This is a genomic window from Jiangella alkaliphila (assembly GCF_900105925.1).
Lineage (GTDB): Bacteria > Actinomycetota > Actinomycetes > Jiangellales > Jiangellaceae > Jiangella > Jiangella alkaliphila.
This window is the reverse complement of record NZ_LT629791.1, coordinates 144,929-164,225: the sequence shown is the minus strand read 5'-3', so window position 1 is coordinate 164,225 and position 19,297 is coordinate 144,929. Positions and strand designations below refer to the sequence as shown.

12 protein-coding genes are annotated in these 19,297 nt (G+C 72.7%); 3 read left to right on the top strand and 9 right to left on the bottom strand.

The features are described 5' to 3' along the window. Window positions 1-71 precede the first annotated feature (71 nt). Entirely contained in the window at window positions 72-4,781 is a 4,710-nt protein-coding gene (locus BLV05_RS00790; RefSeq protein WP_082155159.1) for a ThuA domain-containing protein, read from the top strand. Window positions 4,782-4,849: 68 nt separating this feature from the next. On the opposite strand, the gene pstB is transcribed toward BLV05_RS00790, so the two are convergent. From pstB to BLV05_RS00745, 9 genes are all read right to left on the bottom strand, one after another. Further along, window positions 4,850-5,629 (bottom strand): phosphate ABC transporter ATP-binding protein PstB, encoded by a 780-nt coding sequence (pstB, locus tag BLV05_RS00785; RefSeq protein ID WP_046768314.1) that lies wholly within the window; start codon window positions 5,627-5,629, stop codon window positions 4,850-4,852. 18 nt (window positions 5,630-5,647) lie between these two features. Then, window positions 5,648-6,763 carry a phosphate ABC transporter permease PstA gene (gene pstA, locus BLV05_RS00780; RefSeq protein WP_046768313.1) on the bottom strand — a complete coding sequence of 372 codons (1,116 nt, stop codon included), beginning with the start codon at window positions 6,761-6,763 and terminating at the stop codon, window positions 5,648-5,650. After that, window positions 6,763-7,641, bottom strand: a complete 879-nt coding sequence (gene pstC, locus BLV05_RS00775; RefSeq protein WP_046768396.1) for a phosphate ABC transporter permease subunit PstC — start codon at window positions 7,639-7,641, stop codon at window positions 6,763-6,765. Before pstC ends, pstA begins: the two co-directional genes overlap by 1 nt. A gap of 200 nt (window positions 7,642-7,841) precedes the next feature. After that, complete coding sequence (gene pstS / locus BLV05_RS00770) at window positions 7,842-8,990, bottom strand: phosphate ABC transporter substrate-binding protein PstS (protein ID WP_046768312.1); 1,149 nt, start codon at window positions 8,988-8,990, stop codon at window positions 7,842-7,844. A gap of 205 nt (window positions 8,991-9,195) precedes the next feature. Beyond that, entirely contained in the window at window positions 9,196-10,116 is a 921-nt protein-coding gene (locus BLV05_RS00765; RefSeq protein ID WP_052762366.1) for an NUDIX hydrolase, read from the bottom strand. Then, entirely contained in the window at window positions 10,113-11,651 is a 1,539-nt protein-coding gene (locus tag BLV05_RS00760; protein ID WP_046768311.1) for a CYTH and CHAD domain-containing protein, read from the bottom strand. Before BLV05_RS00760 ends, BLV05_RS00765 begins: the two co-directional genes overlap by 4 nt. Beyond that, the gene (locus BLV05_RS00755) at window positions 11,648-13,723 is read right to left on the bottom strand and encodes an RNA degradosome polyphosphate kinase (RefSeq protein ID WP_052762365.1); all 2,076 of its coding nucleotides are present in this window, start codon (window positions 13,721-13,723) and stop codon (window positions 11,648-11,650) included. The genes BLV05_RS00760 and BLV05_RS00755 overlap by 4 nt, the downstream gene beginning before the upstream one ends. Window positions 13,724-13,808: 85 nt before the next feature. Further along, window positions 13,809-14,453 carry a response regulator gene (locus BLV05_RS00750; RefSeq protein ID WP_046768309.1) on the bottom strand — a complete coding sequence of 215 codons (645 nt, stop codon included), beginning with the start codon at window positions 14,451-14,453 and terminating at the stop codon, window positions 13,809-13,811. After that, complete coding sequence (locus BLV05_RS00745; RefSeq protein ID WP_046768308.1) at window positions 14,441-15,736, bottom strand: sensor histidine kinase; 1,296 nt, start codon at window positions 15,734-15,736, stop codon at window positions 14,441-14,443. Before BLV05_RS00745 ends, BLV05_RS00750 begins: the two co-directional genes overlap by 13 nt. A gap of 179 nt (window positions 15,737-15,915) precedes the next feature. On the opposite strand from BLV05_RS00745, the gene BLV05_RS00740 reads away from it, so the two are divergent. Together BLV05_RS00740 and BLV05_RS00735 are read left to right on the top strand one after the other, a co-directional pair. Further along, window positions 15,916-16,671, top strand: a complete 756-nt coding sequence (locus BLV05_RS00740; RefSeq protein ID WP_046768307.1) for an ABC transporter ATP-binding protein — start codon at window positions 15,916-15,918, stop codon at window positions 16,669-16,671. Beyond that, window positions 16,665-19,235, top strand: a complete 2,571-nt coding sequence (locus BLV05_RS00735; RefSeq protein WP_197683485.1) for an ABC transporter permease — start codon at window positions 16,665-16,667, stop codon at window positions 19,233-19,235. The genes BLV05_RS00740 and BLV05_RS00735 overlap by 7 nt, the downstream gene beginning before the upstream one ends. The last annotated feature ends 62 nt before the right edge of the window (window positions 19,236-19,297 follow it).

Genomic DNA, 19,297 nt, shown 5'->3' with positions numbered 1-19,297 from the left:
GCCGGCACCGACACTCTTGTCGCGGTAAGCGCTTTCCGATCGTCCTGACCCCCGCATGGACGGAGTCCCGAATGCGCCGATCCAGCCTGCTCTCAGCCCTGTCCGCCGTTGTTCTGACGGCCGCTCTCGCCGGCGCGCCGCCGACGGCGGCCGCACCCGATCCGCCACCCGCCGTGGACGCGGACCCGCAGTTCCGCGCCCTCGTGTTCTCCAAGGTGACCGGTGAGCCGCACGCGTCGGTCGCCGCGGGTGCGGCGCTCATCCAGGAGCTCGGGGCGGAGCACGACTTCGAGGTGGTCGTCGACGACTCCACCACGCTGTTCACCGACGCTGACCTGGCCGGGTTCGACGTCGTCGTCTTCAACAACACCTCGTCGACGGCCGACGCCGCGCTGCTCGACGAGGAGGAGCGGGCCGCGTTCACCCGCTACATCCAGAACGGCGGCGGCTACGTCGGCCTGCACGCCGCGGCCGAGTCCGAGCCGGACTGGGAGTGGTACGGCGGCCTCGTCGGCGCCCGCGTCTCCGGCCACCCCGACCTCGGCGCGGCCGGCGAGACGCTGCCCGGCCGCATCGAGGTGCTGGACCGGGTGCACCCGTCGACCAGCGAGCTGCCGCAGCTGTGGGAGCGCTCGGAGGGCTGGGTCAACCTCGACGCCGACCCGACCGGTGACGTGCACGTGCTGGCCGAGCTGAAGCTGCGCGACGGCATCCCGGGCCTGGACTCCGGGCTGAACCATCCGTTCTCGTGGTGCCAGGTCTACGACGGCGGCCGGTCCTGGTACACCGCCGGCGGGCACGACGCCGCCGCGTTCGCCGAACCGGAGTTCGCCGGGCACCTGCTCGGCGGCCTCACCTGGGCGGCCGGCGCGGTGCCGGGCGACTGCGGCGCCACCGACGCCGAGAGCTTCGCCGTCACGCAGCTCACCGACGAGCTCGCCGACCCGTTCGAGATCGAGGTACTGCCCGATCGCCGGGTGATGTACATCCAGCGCACCGGGCAGTTCAAGCTGATCGACCAGACGACGCTCGAGGTCACGACCGTCGGCGACCTGGAGCTCGGCCTCAGCACCGCCCGGCACTCCGACGGGCTGACCGGCTTCGCGCTGGACCCGGACTTCGGCGAGAACGGCTGGGTCTACGCGATGTACTCCGACCCGGAGGTCGCGCGGATCAACATCTCGCGGTTCACCTTCGACTTCGAGACGTCGCTGCTGGACATCGAGTCCGAGAGCCGGCTGCTGGACTTCCCGACCTGGCGCGACATCGGCCTGGCCAACGTGCACATGGGCGGCGCGGTCGAGTTCGGGCCGGACGGCAGCCTCTATGCCTCGATGGGTGACAACACCGACTTCTCGCAGTCGAACAACTACGCGCCGATCGACGAGCGGCCCGACCGCGCCGCCTGGGACGCGCAGGCGACGTCGGCCAACACCAACGACCTGCGCGGCAAGGTGATCCGGATCGTCCCGACCGACGACGGCGGCTACAGCATCCCGGAGGGCAACCTGTTCCCGCCGGGCACGGATCGGACGCGGCCGGAGATCTACGCGATGGGCTTCCGCAACCCGTTCCGGATGACCGTCGACCAGCAGACCGGCGACGTGCTGGTGGCTGACTACGGGCCGGACGCCACCCAGGCCAACCCGGCGCGCGGGCCCGAGGGCCTGGTGGAGTGGAACGTCGTCAGCGAGGCCGGCAACTACGGCTGGCCGCACTGCGTCGGGAACAACATCCCCTACATCGACTTCGACTTCGCCACCGGCACGTCCGGCGAGCCGTTCGACTGCGCCGGCGGCCCGGTCAACGACTCGCCGCACAACACCGGGCTGCAGCAGCTGCCGCCCGTGCAGGAGGCGTTCGTCTGGTACGGCTACGGCACATCGCCGAACTTCCCCGAACTGGGCAGCGGCGGCGCGGCACCGATGAGCGGCCCGGTCTACGACTACGACCCGGACCTGGAGTCGGACACCAAGTTCCCCGAGTACTACGACGGCAAGTGGTTCGTGTTCGAGTACGCCCGGAACTGGTACAAGACCATCACCAGGGTCGACGCGGACCAGTCGTTCGAGGACGAGCGGTTCGACCCGGTGGCGGCCGGCGACCTGATGTCGATCAACCCGGTGTTCGGCGACACCACGTTCCGGGGACCGTTCGACGCGACGTTCGGGCCGGACGGCTCGCTGTACGTCGTCGACTTCGGCTCCGGCAGCGGCGCCGGGCGCGGCGACGTCAACGAGGGCGCCGGCATCTACCGCATCGACTACGTGGGCGGCGACCGGCCGCCGACCCCGAAGGCGTCCGGCACCCCGACCTCGGGGCAGCTGCCGCTCACCGTGCAGTTCTCCAGCGAGGGCACCGAGCACTCCGCCGGCCTGCCGATGACCTTCCACTGGTCGTTCGGCGACGGCGCCACCTCGGACGAGCCGAACCCGTCGCACACCTACACCGAGGCGGGCAACTACACCGCGCTGCTCACCGTCACCGACAGCCGGGACCGCAGCTCGGTGGCCGCGGTGCGGATCTCCGCCGGCAACACCCGGCCGGAGGTCGGATTCAGCTGGCCACCGCACGGCGGCTTTTTCGACTGGGGTGACGAGGTCGCCTACGACGTGGCGGTCGCCGACGTCGAGGACGGCAGCATCGCCGGCGGCGAGATCGAGTGCGACGCGGTGACCGTCGGGGCGCTGCTCGGCCACGACCAGCACGCGCACCCGCTGGACAACTATCCGCACTGCACCGGGACGATCCCGACCATCACCGACGGCGGGCACGGCCAGGAGACCAACCTGTACTACGTGCTGGAGGCCAGCTTCACCGACGCGGGCGCACCGGGCGTCGAGCCGCTCACCGGCGGCGACGCGGTCAGGCTCAACCCGAAGCGGCGCGAGGCCGAGCACTACGCCGCGAGCGAGGGCGTCCAGATCTTCGAACGGCCACTGGCCAGCGCGCGGGCGCGGGTCGGCAGCATCTCGCACGGCGACTGGATCAGGTTCGACACGGTGAACCTGACCAACATCGAGTCGCTCACCGTCGGCGCCTCGTCGGCCGCGCACGGCGGCACCATCGAGGTGCGCCGCGACGCGCCCGACGGCGAGCTGCTGGGCTCGGTGGACGTGCCGGTGACCGGTGGCGTCGACACCGTCGTCGAGCGGACCACCGACCTGGCCGACCCGGGCGAGACGTTCGACGTCTACCTGGTCTTCCGCAACGACGACGTCGGGGCCGGCGGGCCGGACCTGATGGCGTTCGACTGGCTGCGGTTCAACGGCGACGGCGTCAGCGTCCCGGCGCCGCCGTGCGAGGACGGCGGGGTGGACGAGTTCGACGGCGACGCGCTGGACCTGTCCTGCTGGCCGTCGATCGTCCGCCACCACCCGGACGACTACCACGTCGCCGACGGGCACCTCGTGCTGCCGACGGCGCACGGCGAGCTGACCGCCGCCCAGTCCGACGCGACCAACCTGGTCATGCGGCCGGCGCCGGACGGCGGCTGGACCGCCACCACCCGGGTCACCGCCGACGTCAGCACCGCGTTCCAGCAGGCCGGTCTGCTGTTGCACGCCGGCGACGACGACTTCGCCAAGGCGGTCGTCATGGCAAGGCCGGACGGTAGCCGGCGGATGTCGTTCTTCACCGTCGCCGGCGGGCAGGAGCGCAACACCGCCGCCGACTACGTCGCGCTACCGGCCGACTTCCCCGACACGTTCGAGCTGCGGCTGGTCAGCGACGGGCTGGAGGTGACGGCGCAGTACTCGGCCGACGGCGGGCAGTGGCTGCCGGTGGGCCGTCCGTACGGCCTGGGCACGGCGTCGTCGTGGAACGTCGGCGTGGCGGCGCTGTCCGGCGGCAACGGCGACCCGAACATCCCGGTGGTCGACGTCGCGTTCGACCGGTTCGAGCTGACCGAGACCGAGCCGCAGGTGTGCCCGGACCCGGAGCCCGACGCGGGCTTCACCGCCCTCTGGGACGGCGAGACGCTGGACGGCTGGGAGATGGTGGGCAACGGGTCGTTCACCGTCACGTCGGACTGCACGCTGCTCAGCCGCGGCTCCGGCGGCCTGCTGTGGTACACGCCGCAGGCCTTCGGCGACTTCCACCTGCGGCTGCAGTACAAGATGAACAACCCGGCCGACAACTCCGGGGTGTTCATGCGCTTCCCGGCGCCGCTGGACTGGGAGGGCCCGTGGGTCCGTCAGCCCGACGACAGCGTGCGGGGCTACGAGGCGCAGCTGCACGACGACCCGGGTGGCGGCGACCCGCAGAAGACCGGGTCGATCTACAACTTCGCCACCATCACCGACCTGCTGGCGAACCCGATCGGCGAGTGGAACACCTACGAGATCCGGGCCGTCGGGCAGACCTACACGGTCTGGCTGAACGGCGAGCTGGTGAACACCTATACCGGCGACGGCAGCCGGGCGCTCGAGGGCCATATCGGGTTCCAGAACCACCACGACGGCTCCGACGTCGAGATCCGCGACGTGTGGATCGCGCCGGTGGAGGCGGCCTGCCCGCAGCCGGACCCGCGGGCGACGGTCGTCGTCGGGGCGGTGGACAGCGGGGTGGCGAACCGCGCGGCCGCCGACGGGTGCACCGTCAACGACCTCATCGAGGAGGACCGGGACTGGGGTTCGACCGGCGCGTTCCTCCGTCACGTCGGTGAGGTGCTGGACCGGCTGGAGGCCGAGGGGGTCGTCGACGCCCGGGAGGCCGCCGCGATCCGCCTGGCCGCGATGCAGTCAGGCGTCGGGCGGGCAGGAGCGGTCGCCATGCGCTGACGCCCTGCCGACGCGAGCCGCGCCCGCCACGGAACCTCGTGGCGGGCGCGGTCTGCTGTGCCGGAGAGTCAGCCGAAGCGGCCGGAGACGTAGTCCTCGGTGGCCTTCACGCTCGGGTTGGTGAAGATCTTCGTGGTCTCGTCCATCTCGATCAGCTTGCCGGGCTTGCCGGTGCCGGCGATGTTGAAGAACGCCGTGCGGTCGCTGACCCGGGCAGCCTGCTGCATGTTGTGGGTGACGATGACGATCGTGTAGCTCTGCTTCAGCTCGGCGATGAGGTCCTCGATGGCCAGCGTCGAGATCGGGTCGAGCGCGGAGCAGGGCTCGTCCATCAGCAGCACGTCGGGCTGCACGGCGATGGCCCGGGCGATGCACAGCCGCTGCTGCTGACCGCCGGACAGGCCGGAGCCGGGCTTGTCAAGGCGGTCCTTGACCTCGTTCCACAGGTTCGCGCCCTGCAGCGACCGCTCGACGACCTCGTTCGCCGTGGACTTGCTCATGCGGTTGCTGTTGAGCTTCATGCCGGCCAGGACGTTGTCGCGGATGGACATCGTCGGGAACGGGTTGGGCCGCTGGAAGACCATGCCGACCTGGCGGCGGACGGTGACGGGGTCGACGCTGGAGCCGTAGAGGTCCTCACCGTCGAGCAGCACCTTGCCCTGCACCCGCGCGCCGGGGATGACCTCGTGCATGCGGTTGAGGGTGCGGATGAAGGTGGACTTCCCGCAGCCGGACGGGCCGATGAAGGCCGTGACCGAGCGGGGCTCGATGGCCATCGAGACACCCTCGACGGCCAGGAAGCTGCTGTAGTAGACGTTCAGATCGCCGACGTCGATGCGCTTGGACATGGTGGCGGTTCCCTTGCTCTAGCGGCCGGTCTTCGGGGCGAACAGGCGGGCGATGAGTCGGGCGACCAGGTTGAGCAGCATGACGATCAGGATGAGCGTCAGCGCCGCGGCCCAGGCCCGGTCGAAGCTCGGCTGTGGCGACGAACCCGACAGCGGACGCATCGCTTGACTGTAAACGTATGCGGGTAGCGACATCATCCAGTCGGAGAACGGGTTGCTGTTGATCGACGCCGTGAAGCCTGCGGTGACGATCAGCGGCGCGGTCTCGCCGACGACGCGGGCGATGGCCAGCGTGACGCCGGACGCGATGCCGGAGATCGCCGTCGGGATGACCACCCGGACGATGGTGCGCCACTTCGGCACGCCTAGGGCGTAGGCCGCCTCGCGCAGCTCGTTCGGGACGATCTTCAGCATCTCTTCGCTGGACCGCACGACCACCGGGATCATCAGCACCGACAGCGCGACGGCGCCGGCGAACCCGTTGCGGGTGCCGACGCCGAACAGCACCGCGAACAGCGCGGCGGCGAACAGGCCGGCCACGATGGACGGGATGCCGGTCATGACGTCGACGAAGAACGTGATGGACCGGGCCAGCCGGCCGCGGCCGTACTCGACCAGGTAGACCGAGGTCATCAGGCCGATCGGCACGGAGATGATGGTGGCAAGGCCGGTGATGAGGAAGGTGCCGAGGATGGCGTGGTACGCGCCGCCGATGAACGGCGCGGTGCCCTCGAGCGCCTCCTGGTCGTTGAGGCCGGTGACGTTGCGCATGGACGTCGTCAGGAAGTCGATGCTGAACCGGTCGAGGCCGTTGTCGAGGACCGACCAGATGACCGAGATCAGCGGGACCAGGGCGATGCCGAACGCGGTGTAGACGAGGCTGGTGACCAGCTTGTCGACGGCCTTGCGGCGGCCCTCGACCACGGCGGACAGCACCGCGTTGACGACCACGAAGACCAGCACCGACAGGACGGCGAACGACACGACCGAGAACCCGCCCCACAGGGCGGACAGGCCGGCGCCGACCGCGATGGAGGCGACCAGCACGATCTGCGTGGTGAAGCGCGGCAGCTGGTTCTGGGCCAGGGTGCTCGGGGCCGGGCTGCCGGCCGGCGGCAAGGTGTCGACGGACATCAGTTGGCCCCCGAGAACTCACTGCGGCGCGAGACGATCCACCGGGCGAACATGTTGACGGCCAGCGTGATGGCGAACAGCACCAGTCCGGCGGCGATGAGCGTGTTGGTCTTGAGCCCCGACGAGTCGGGAAAGTCCAGCGCGATCTCCGCGGCGATGGTGCTGTTGCCGCTGGTGACCATCGACCAGGTGAAGCCGCCGGTGGAGAGCACCATGGCGACGGCCATCGTCTCGCCCAGCGCGCGGCCGAGGCCGAGCATGATGCCGGAGATGATGCCGGGCCGGCCGAACGGGATGACCGCCATGCGGATCATCTCCCAGCGCGTGGCGCCCAGCGCCAGCGCGGCCTCCTCGTGCAGCGTCGGCGTCTGCAGGAACACCTCGCGGGAGATCGCGGTGATGATCGGCAGGACCATGACGGCGAGCACCAGGCCGGCGGTCATCATCGTGCGGCCGGTGGCCGACGCGGGGCCGGAGAAGATCGGGATGAAGCCGAGGTTGTCGGCCAGCCACGTCCAGGCCGGCTGCACCTGCGGCGCCAGCCACTGGATGCCCCACAGGCCGAAGACGACGCTGGGGATGGCGGCGAGCAGGTCGACGATGTAGCCGAGACCCTGCGCCAGGCGGCGCGGCGCGTAGTGCGAGATGAACAGTGCGATGCCCAGCGCCAGCGGCGTCGCCACGACCAGGGCGATGATCGCCGCGGCGAGCGTGCCGAAGACCAGCGGCCAGACGTAGGAGAAGAAGCCCTCGCCGCCGTCGATCTCGGACGGGTCGGCGGAGAACGTCGGCGCGGCCTCGACGACCAGGAACGCGGCGACCCCGGCCAGGATGACCAGGATGAGGATGCCGGCGAGCTGCGCGGACCTGGAGAAGATGCGGTCGCCGGGGCGAGCCTTCGCCCGCGGCGTGACTGGTGCGGGTGGGGTCGGCGGCGGTTTCGCGGTGGTGGTCACGGGGTCAGCTCCGGCTCGTGGAGGTCTCGCGGGTCAACCGGCGGGTCGTGCGGACGCCGGGCGGTCCGTCCTGATGGGGACGAGCCGCCCGGCGACGTGGAACTTCGTGCACAGGATAGGACTCAGCCGACCTCGATGGCCTCGACCACGGCCTGGACCTCGGCCTGCAGGTCCGGCGAGATCGGCGCGGAGCCCGCGGCGTCGGCCGCGGCCTGCTGGCCCTCGCTGCTGGCGACGTAGCCGACGTAGGCCTTCACCAGGTCGCCGACCGCCGCGTCGGAGTACGCGGTGCAGACGATGGTGTACGAGACCAGCACGATCGGGTAGGAGCCCGACTCGGTGGTGTCGCGGGCCAGCTCGAGCGCGATGTCGTTCTCGGCCCGGCCCTCGGCGCGCGGCGAGGCGTCGACGACCGCGGCGGCGGCCTCGGCGGAGTATTCGACGAACTCGGCGCCGACGCCGATGGCGGCGGTCTGGAGCTCGCCGACCGCGGCGGCGCTGGCGTAGCCGATGGTGCCCTCGGCGGCCTGGACCGCGGCGATCAGGCCGGAGGTCTGGGCGCCCGCCTCACCACCGAGCTCGGGCGGGAAGACACCGTCGGGCTCGTACGGCCACTCCGCCGGCGCGACGGCGACCAGGTACTCGGTGAAGTTCTCCGTGGTGCCGGAGTCGTCCGAGCGGTGCACCGGCGTGATCGTGGTGTCCGGCAGCTCGGCGTCGGGGTTGTCCGCGGCGATGGCCGGGTCGTTCCACGTGGTGATGGTGCCGTTGAAGATGTTCGCCAGCGTCACCGGACCGAGCTGCAGCCCGTCGACGCCCGGCAGGTTGTACGCGACGGCGATGGGGTCGATGAACAGCGGCAGGTCGACAGCCGGGGAGCCACACGCGGTCTCGGCGGCGGCCAGCTCCTCCTCGTCGAGGGCGGCGTCGGAGCCGGCGAACGCGACCGCGCCGGAGGCGAACTGCTCGCGGCCGGCGCCGGAGCCCTCGGGCGAGTAGTTGATGGTGACGTCGGGGTTCTCCTGCTGGAACCCGGCGATCCACGCCTGAACCGCGGACTCCTGCGAGCTGGCGCCCGCGCCGTTCAGCGTGCCGGACAGGGACTCGCCACCGTCGGGCTCCTCGGAGTCCGAGCCGCTCTCGCTGCCCGAGGTCTCCTCGTCGGAGGCGTCGTCGGTGTCGGGGTCAGAGCCGCAGGCTGCCAGCACGAGGGCGGCCGCGCTGGCGACGGCTACTGGTGCCAGCGTGCGGCGCACGATGCTGAGGTTCACGTCTGGTGTCCTTCCTGGACATTTCTCGTCCTTGCGTATCGCCTCGAAGGTAGGTTTCGGAGGTGACGCCGTTCCCCGCTGAGAGTGAACGGGGAATGAACGCCTGGCGCAGAGAAGGCGTCAGATCGCTGACCTTGTGATGGCCGTCACGTGAACGGGCCGCGTGGCCGATTGCGGGACGATCACGACCCGCCGTTGAGGGCGGTCACAGGTCGATAACCGGGGCCGGACCCGCCCCGCGCGGCCGGTGCCGCTCGACCGCCACGACGTGGCCCTGATCGTGGTGCAGGACGGCGAAACCGCCCGGCTCCAGCCCGCGGCCGGGGTCGGCGCCGGCCGCCCGGAACAGGAGCGGAAGCACCAGGCGGTGCGAGCACACCATGGCGGGACCGTCACGCAGCAGCGACCGGATGATCGCCTCGGCCGGGTGGCGGTCGTGGGGCACCCGCATGCTCTCCTCGGACAGGTGCGGCTCCAGCTCGGCCACCAGCCCCTGCTTGCCGGCGAACACGCGCACGGTCTCGGCGCACCGGACGGAGTCGCTGGACAGCACGCGCCGCAGGCCGAGCGTGCCGAGCGCCTCGCCGAGCGGTTCGAGGTCGGCGGCGCCCTCGGGCGTCAGCGGCCGCTCGACGTCCGGGCCGGGCCAGGCCGCCCGCGACACCGCCTTGGCGTGGCGCAGCAGCGCCAGCGGGGTGGTGCGCAGCGGTCCGCGCAGCGCCTCGCGGACCAGTTCGGCGTCGCGCTCGTAGCTCAGCTGCCGGACCGCCTCGCCGGCCGGCAGGAAGACCACCTCGTCGACCTCGTGGTCGGGCACCCGCTCGGCCGCGTGCGGGTCGGCCTCGGCCAGCCAGTAGCGCACGATCTTGGGGCGGCCGGCGACGGTGTAGTGCTGCGGCTGCAGCGGCCGGCCGAGCGTCACCCGGTGCCCGGTCTCCTCGAACACCTCGCGCACCGCGCAGACCAGCAGCGACTCGCCGTCCTCCAGCTTGCCCTTGGGCAGCGACCAGTCGTCGTACCGGGGCCGGTGCACCAGGCAGAGCTCGACCCGGCCGTCCGGAGCGTCCGGCTGCTGGCGCCATAGGACGGCGCCGGCGGCGAGGACCGGGCCACGTCTGGACCTCACGTCTCCATCCATCGGCGCCACTTCGCCCGTCGCACATGCGGCCAGGTATCGGCGAACGCGGCCCGCGCCGCGTGCACGTACGCGCGCTCGTTGGAGGCCAGCACACCGAGCGCGAACGCGACGTCGGTGGAGGCCGGCTCGGCGTTGGCCAGCTCGCGGGCCTTCGCGGCGGCCATGGCGGCGTCCTGGTGCTCGCCCAGGATCTCGGTGACCTTCTCGACCTGCTTGGCGAACGCCTTCGCGTCGCCGCCGAGCACCGGGGCGACCGCCTCGGCGGCGTAGCGGGTGCGCTTCGCGGCCAGGCGGGCGGCGTGCCACTCGTCGTCGGGCGCGTCGTCGGTGAGGTCGTCGGCGGCGCCGTCGAGCTTCGCCCAGGCCTTCTCGACCAGCGCGGGCAGGACGTCGCGGGCCGGCCGCTCGGCGTCGGGGGCGGTCCTCGGCCTGGCGACGGCGCGGACCAGGCGGTCGTGCAGGGCGAGGTAGCGGTCGTCGTCGAGCAGCTCGCCGACCCGGGTCCGGGCGTCGGCGACCGTGCCGCCCAGCACGTCGGCGAGCAGCTGCTTCACCTCGGCGGCCGGCAGGTCCGGCGGCAGGTCGGCGCAGTGGCGGTCCAGCCGCTCGCGCAGCACGTCGCCCTCGCGCAGCTCGCCGAGCGCGCGGGCGAACCAGGCCAGCTCGGCGCGCAGCTCCTCGGCCCAGGGCCGGTCCAGCAGCGGCCGGAACGTGCGCAGCCCGCTGCGCAGCCGGCGCGCCGCCACCCGCAGCTGGTGGACGGCCTCGGGGTCGGCCGGCTCGCGGCGGAACGCGACGTCGGCCGCCCGCAGCGCCCGCACATGCAGCGACAGGTAGGCGACCAGCGTGTCGTGGGCCGGGTCCTTCGGCTTGGGCACCGGCAGCTCCGGCACCTCCGGCGGGGCCGCGGCGTTGGGCCCGAGCGCGCGGACCACCTTGGCGACGAACTCACCGCCGACCGCGCCGGCCTCGGTCAGCGCCGTGGCCACCGTGCCGATCAGCGGGCCGCCGTCGCGCTCCTCGAGCTCCAGTTCGCGAAACCGGGCGGCCACGGCGCCGTCGGAGCCGACGACGTGCACGGTGTCGTCGACCAGCTCGCCGGCGTCCTTGCCGTCGGACCGGATCAGCTGCCGGGCCCGGGTGGTGCGCAGCGTCGAGACCAGCCGCAGCGGCTGCGTCCGCGTGATCACCCGGACCAGCACCGCCAGCGCCGCCGGCGGCGCGTCGCGGTCGTCCAGCGGCAGCCGCAGCTCGTCGCGGGTGCCGACGGCGCCGGCCGGGAGCTTCAAATGCCAGCCCTCATCGTCGCCGGTGCGCCGGCGCAGCGTGATGCCCTCGCGGGCCAGCCGGAGGTCCTCGGTGTCGTAGTAGGCCGACTCGAGCTCGACGACGCCCAGGTCGTCGACGGCGGACACCCCCGCGAGTGTGGAGAGGTCGGGGATGCGGAACAGTCCGTGCACGCGGAACTTCTGCTCGACCTCACGGGCGCTGTGTGGTCGGGCGGCCTGCTCCGCACGGCTCACGTGGTGGACCTCCGGCGCTGCTTGCGTTCGATGAGCACCTGTTGCATGTCGGTCAGCGGTTCGCCGTCGGGCCCCGTGTACACGCGGTCCCACGTGCCGTCGGGGCGCAGGTGCCAGGACGCGGTGCCGGGGTCGAAGGCGAGGTCGTACAGGCCCTCGACCTCCTGCCGGTGCTCCGGCCGGCGCAGCAGCACCAGCGCCTCGACCCGGCGGTCGAGGTTGCGGTGCATGAGGTCGCCGGAGCCGATCCAGTGCTGCGCGTCGCCGCCGTTCTCGAACGAGTAGATGCGCGAGTGCTCGAGGAACCGGCCGAGGATGCTGCGCACGCGGACGTTCTCGGACAGCCCCGGCACGCCGGCCCGGATGCTGCAGATGCCGCGCACCCAGATGTCGATCGGCACGCCGGCGCCGGACGCCTCGTACAGCGCGTCGATGATCGCCTCGTCGACGATGCTGTTCATCTTGAACCGGATGCGGGCGGGGCGGCCCGCGCGGTGGTGCTCGATCTCGCTCTGGATGCGCTCGATGATGCCGGTGCGCAGCGAGTGCGGCGCCACCAGCAGCCGCCGGTAGTCGGACTCCAGCGAGTAGCCCGACAGCGTGTTGAACAGGTGGTTGAGGTCCTCGGCGACGTCGGGGTCGGCGGTGAGCAGCCCCATGTCCTCGTAGATGCGGGCCGTGCGCGGGTGGTAGTTGCCGGTGCCGATGTGGCTGTAGCGCCGGATGCCGCCGGACTCGTCGCGCACCACCAGGCACAGCTTGCAGTGCGTCTTCAGCCCGACCAGGCCGTAGACGACGTGCACGCCCGACTGCTCCAGCTTGCGCGCCCAGGAGATGTTGGCCTGCTCGTCGAACCGGGCCTTGATCTCGACGACGGCGAGTACCTGCTTGCCCGCCTCGGCGGCGTCGATGAGCGCGTCGACGATGGGGGAGTCGCCGCTGGTGCGGTACAGCGTCTGCTTGATGGCCAGCACCCGCGGGTCGGCCGCGGCCTGCTCGACGAAGCGCTGCACGCTGGTCGAGAAGGAGTCGTACGGGTGGTGCACCAGCACGTCGGCCTTGGAGATGGCGGCGAACATGTCCGCCGGCGAGGCGGACTCGACGTCGCGGAGATCGCGGTGGGTGGCCGGCAGGAACGGCCGGTAGCGCAGCTCGGCGCGATCGAGGTCGGCGATGGCGGTGAGGCCGGTGAGGTCGAGCGGGCCGGGCAGCGAGAACGTCTCGCCGTTGCTGACGCCGAGCTCGCGCTGCAGCAGGTCGAGCACGTGCGGGTCGACGGTCTCCTCGACCTCGAGCCGGACCGCCGGGCCGAACCGCCGCCGCATGAGCTCGCGCTCCATGGCGGTCAGCAGGTTCTCGGCGTCGTCCTCCTCGACCTCGACGTCCTCGTTGCGGGTGACCCGGAACATGTGGTGCTGCAGGACGTCCATGCCAGGGAACAGCTGCGACAGGTGCGCGGCGATGACGTCCTCGAGCGGCACGAACCGCTGTTCGGCGACCGGCAGGAAGCGCGGGAAGTTCGGCGGCACCTTGACCCGGGCGAAGTGCTCGGTGCCGTTGCGCGGGTTACGTACCACGACGGCGAGGTTCAGCGACAGCCCGGAGATGTACGGGAACGGGTGCGCGGGGTCGACCGCCAGCGGCGTCAGCACCGGGAAGATCCGCTCGCTGAACAGCCGCCGCAGCCGGCCGTGCTCGGCGTCGTCGAGGTCGTCCCAGCGGGCGATGTCGATGCCCTCTTTGACCAGCCCGGGCAGGACGTCGCTGCGGAAGCACTGGGTCTGCTGGGCCATCAGCTCGCGGGTGCGCTCGAGCGTGCGCTCCAGCACCTCGCGGGGCATCATGCCGCTGACGGACGGGAATGCGACGCCGGCCGCGATGCGCCGCTTCAGCCCGGCGACGCGGATCATGTAGAACTCGTCGAGGTTGCTGGAGAAGATCGCCAGGAACCGGGCCCGTTCCAGCAGCGGCACATCGGGATCCTCGGCCAGCTCGAGCACCCGGGTGTTGAAGGCGAGCCACGACAACTCGCGGTCGAGGTAGCGCTCTTCCGGCTTCGTCGGCTCCGCCATGTCCCCATGCTGACACGCGCGAGTGAACACTGGGTAGCAAGGGAGCGGCCGGGCCTGCTCGGATTCGCCGCGAGGGCGACCGCCGTCAGGACCGCAGGTAGGCGAGCACGGCGAGGACGCGGCGGTGGCCGGTGTCGCCCTGGGCCAGGCCGAGCTTGGCGAAGATGTTGCGGATGTGCTTGCTGACCGCGGTCTCGGTGACGACGAGCCGGTCGGCGATGTCGGGGTTGGCCAGGCCCTCGGCCATCAGCGCCAGTACCTCGCGCTCGCGCGGGGTGAGGGTGCGGACGGGGTCGTCGGAGCGGCGCCGGACCATGAGCTGCGACACCACTTCGGGGTCCATGACGGTGCCGCCGGCGACCACCCGGTGCAGCGCGTCGAGGAACTGCTCGACCTTGCCGACGCGCTCCTTGAGCAGGTAGCCGACGCCGTCGGCGCCGCCGGCCAGCAGCTCGGTGGCGTAGCTGTCCTCGACGTACGCGGACAGCACGAGGACGGGCAGGCCGGGCCGTTCGCGCCGGGCGGCCGCGGCCGCGGCGATGCCCTCGTCGGTGAAGCCGGGCGGCAGGCGGACGTCGACGACGGCGGCGTCGGGCCGCTCGGCGCTCACGGCGGCGAGGAAGTCGTCGGCGTTGTCGACGGCGGCAGCCACCTCGATGCCCTCGGTGCCCAGCAGCAGCACCAGACCCTCGCGGAGCAGGGTGTCGTCCTCGGCGATCACGACGCGCACGGGATCACCGCCCGCACGACCGTCGGCCCGCCGGCGGGGCTGGTCACCTCGGTGCTGCCGTCGAACGCGGCGACCCGGCGGCGGATGCCGGCCAGCCCGCTGCCGCCGGACTCGTCGGCGCCGCCGTGGCCGTCGTCGCGGACCTCGATCACCACTGCCTCCTCGTCACCCGGCTCGGGCGGTGGCCGCAGCGTCACCGTCACCTCGACCTGCTCGGCGCCGCTGTGCTTCGCGGTGTTGGTCAGCGCCTCGGCGACGACGAAGTACGCGGCGGCCTCGAGCGCCGCGGGCAGCCGGCGCAGCCCGCCGGCGCGCAGCGTGCACGGTACCGGGCAGCGGGCGGCCAACGCCGCCAGCGCGCCGTCGAGCCCCCGCTCGGCCAGCACCGGCGGGTAGATGCTGCGGACGACGTCGCGCAGCTCGCCCAGCGCGTCGGCGGCCTGGTTCTGCGCCTTGAGCAGCAGCGGGAGCGCGGACTGCGGGTCGCGGCGCAGCGCCCGCTCGGCGATGCCCAGGTGCATGATGACGCCGACCAGGCGGTTCTGGGTGCCGTCGTGCAGGTCGCGCTCGATGCGCCGCAGCTCCGCGCCGTGCGCCTCCAGCGCGGCCGCACGAGTGGCCGTCAGCTCGGTGACCCGCTCGCTCAGCCTGGCGTCGCGGGTCGGCCGCAGCAACCCGCGGGCCGCGCCGGCCTGCCACCGGGCCATCAGCGGCACCAGCAGCAGGGTCAGCACGAGCCAGCCGAGGCCGAGCGGCAGCATGCCGAGCGCGCCGAGCCAGGAGGTCACAGGGTAGGGCGACTGGACCGGCTCGTCGCTGGGCACCGCCCACCAGTACACCGGGACCACGGCGGCGTTGACCACGCTCAGCGGCAGGAGCAGCGCCAGGAGGCCGACGACCAGGCCGGTGAGACCGTGGAACGCGAGCCAGCCGAGGTCGCGCCGGGTGGCCGGCTCGGCCAGCAGCTCCCTGGCCGGGACGGCGGGCCCGCCGGGCGCGCCGTGCGCGCCGAGCGCGTCGGGTTCGGCCGGCGGGTCGTACGGCGGCGGGACCGGGCGGCCGGTGTAGCCGGCGACCCGGCGGCGCTCGCCGGCGGCCCAGCGGCGCACCGACCGCACTGTCGACGGGATGGCCAGCCAGCCCACGCCGATCATCGTGAACACGGCCACCAGCAGCACCCGGATCAGCAGGACCAGTGCCACCGCGGAGCTGGCCAGGCCGCGCAGCAGGAACGGCAATGCACGCCGGGTGTCACCGGCCGCCGCGCGCACTCTGCCGATCATCTTGGTTCCCTTGCTCGTGGGACTCTCCGCTGCCTTGGACCTCGCCGGTGGGCATTGGCCTGGCATTCAGCATGCCTGAGCGGCCGCCGCGACGCGGTATACCCAGCACCACCATCGATCCGGGAGTCAGCGGGATCGTTCCAGCGCTCCCCGCTCAATAGCGTCGTTCACAGGTCCTGATGAGGAGGAACGACGTGCACACCATGACGGCTCCCGCGATCCGGCTCGACGCCGTGACCAAGGTCTACGGCACCGGCGAGAACCGCGTGACGGCGCTGCGCGAGGTCGGGGTCGACCTCGCCACCGGCAGCTTCACCGCGGTCATGGGCCCGTCCGGGTCCGGCAAGAGCACGTTCCTGCACTGCGCGGCCGGCCTCGACCGCCCGACGTCCGGCACGGTCCGGCTGGGCGACACCGAGCTGTCCGCGCTGTCCGACGACGAGCTGACCGTCGTCCGCCGCGACCGCATCGGCTTCGTCTTCCAGGCCTACAACCTGCTGTCGTCGCTGACGGTCGAGGACAACGTGTCGCTGCCGCTGCGGCTGGCCGGTCGCGCGATCGACCGCGACTGGATCGCCCGGGTGGCCGGGTCGGTCGGGCTGGGCGAGTACCTGCAGCGCCGTCCGGCCCAGCTCTCCGGCGGTCAGCAGCAACGCGTCGCCATCGCCCGGGCGCTGGTCACGCAGCCCGACGCGGTGTTCGCCGACGAGCCCACCGGCGCGCTCGACACCCGCACCGGGCGCCAGGTGCTCGAACTGATGCGCCAGATCGTCGTCGAGGGCGGTCAGACGGTCATCATGGTCACGCACGACCCGGTCGCGGCGTCGTTCGCCGACCGCGTGCTGTTCCTGGCCGACGGCCGGCTCACCGGTGTCATGGAGGCGCCGACGGCCGAGCTGGTCGCCGAGCGCATGACGAGGCTGGGGGCGTGGTGAGCGGGCCCGCGCAGTGCGGCAGCGCGACGGGAAGTCTGCGCGACATCGCCCGCAAGACCATCAAGGGGCGCAAGGCCGGGTTCGTGGGCGCGTTCCTCGCCGTGCTGCTCGCCTCGGTGCTGGTGACGGCGCTGGGCGTGCTGGTCGAGTCCGGGGTCCGCGGCGGGCTGCCGCCGCAGCGCTACGCCGGCGCCGACGTCGTGGTCAGCGGCGTGCAGGCGCTGCCGGTCGTCGAGGACACCGACTTCGCGCTGTCCGAGCGGGTCCGGCTGCCTGGTGACGTCGTGGGTGCGGTCGCCGACGTGCCCGGGGTCGAGTCCGCGGCCGGCGACATCGGCGTGCCGGTGAGCGTGGTCGCCGACGGCGCGGTGGCCGACTCGTCGCGGCCGGTGGCCGGGCACGGCTGGTCGGCGGCGGCGCTGACGCCGTTCACGGTCGCCGAGGGCGGCGCCGCGCCGGGGCGTTCTGACGAGGTGGCGCTCGAGCAGGACCTCGCGGCCGATCTCGGCCTCGGCGCCGGCGACCACGTCGAGCTGGCCGTCGGCGGGGTCGCGGCTGACTACACGGTCACCGGCCTGGTGTCGCGGGCCGACGGCGACGACGCCCGCGAGTTGGCGGTCTTCTTGACCGACGAGCGGGCCGGCGAGCTGGCCGGGGCTCCGGACCGGTGGGACGCGGTCGGCGTGGTCGCCGCCGACGGCGAGTCCGCGTCGGCGCTGGCCGACCGCATCGCCGAGGCTGTGCCCGACCTGCGTACGTACACCGGCGACGCCCGCGGCCACGTCGAGTTCTTCGACATCGGCCAGGCCCGCGGCGAGCTGACGGTCCTGGCGGCGTCGCTGGCCGGCACGACGGTGCTGATCGCGATGTTCGTCGTGGCCGGCACCTTGGCGCTGTCCATCCAGCAGCGGCGGCGCGAGTTCGCCCTGCTGCGGGCCGTCGGCGCCACGCGCAAACAGGTCCGGCGCCTGGTCGGCGCCGAGGTCATGCTCATCTCGACGACCGCCGCGGTGCTCGGCGCCGTGCCCGGGTATTTGGCGGCGGTGGCGCTGGGCCGGGCGTTCGCCGGGTCCGGGCTGTTGCCCGCCGACTTCCAGCTGGCCATGAGCCCGGTGCCGGGTCTGGCCGCCGTCGTACTGTGCCTGGTCACTGCGCGGCTGGCGGGGTGGGTGGCGGCCAGGCGACCGGCTCGGCTCAACCCGGTCGAGGCGCTGGGCGAGAGCGCCGTCGAGGAGCCGCGGCTGGGTGCCGGCCGGGTCATCTCCGGCGTGCTGCTGATCCTGCTCGGGTTCGCGTCGTCGGGCATCCCGCTGCTGGTGCCGGGCATGGTGGGGGTGGCCGGCGCGGTCATGGGCGCCCTCCTGCTGGCCGTCGGCGTGGCGCTGCTCGGGCCGCGGGTGCTGGGCGCCGCGGCCGGGTTGCTGGGCGGGCCGGTGCGGCGGCTGTCGCCGGTGCACGGCTACCTCGCCACGGCGAACATGCGGGCCAACTCGCGCCGGCTCGCCGCCGCCGTCACCCCCATCGTGCTCGCGGTCGCGTTCGTGTCCGTCCAGGTGTTCAGCCAGAGCACGCTGGCGGCCGCGGCCGGCCGCCAGGCGGTCGACGGCGTCGTGGCCGACCACGTGGTCACCGGTCAGGACGGCGGAGTGGGCGCGGCGGTGACCGACGAGCTGCGCTCCGAGCTCGGCGACGACGCCACCGTCACGCCGGTCGTGCACAGCGAGATCGTCGTCCGCTACGACGAGCTCGGCGAGCCGACCCAGGAGGCGTACGCCGCCCAGGGGCTCGACCCCCGCGGGCTGGAGCGCACCCTCGACCTCGAGGTGCGCGAGGGCGACCTCGGCGAGCTGCGCGACGGCACGGTGGCGCTGAGCCGCACCGGCTCCGCGACGTTCGGCGCGTCCGTCGGCGAGACGGTCGACCTCGTGCTCGGCGACGGCACCGAGATCTCGCCGACGGTGGTCGCCATCTACGGCCGCGGCCTGGGCTTCGGCGACGTCACGCTGCCGCACGACCAGCTGGCGGCGCACACCACGACCGGACAGGACAGCTGGGTGCTGATCGGCGGCGGCGACGCCGACACGGTCGCGCAGGTGGCCGCGGAGCACCCGGGACTGGTCGCCGGCACCGGCGCCGACCTGAGCGCGGCCGGCTCGGCGGAGCGGGCGACGGAGTCGTCCACCACGCTGGTCGCGATCCTCGCGCTGCTCGCCTACCTGGCGGTGTCGGTGGTGAACACGCTGGTCATGGCCACGGCCGAGCGGACCCGCGAGTTCGCCCTGCTCCGCCTGGCCGGCGCCGGCCGGCGGCACGTGCTCGCGATGATGCGGGTCGAGGCGGCCGTCATCGTCGTGGTGTCGGTCGCGGTCGGCCTGCTGGTCGCACTGCCGCCGCTGGTCGGCGTCAGCATCGGCCTCACCGAGTCGCCGCTGCCGTCGATCTCGCCGGCCGGCTTCGCCGGCATCGTGCTCGGGACCGCGCTGCTCGGCTTCCTCGCCATCGGCGTCCCGGCCCGCGCCGCCATGCGCCTCCGTCCGGTCGACGCCATCGGCCTGCGCGAGTAGCCGCCCGCCGCGCGCTGGCGCGACGGCCCCATGATCATCCAGGTTTCGGGGCGTGATCACAC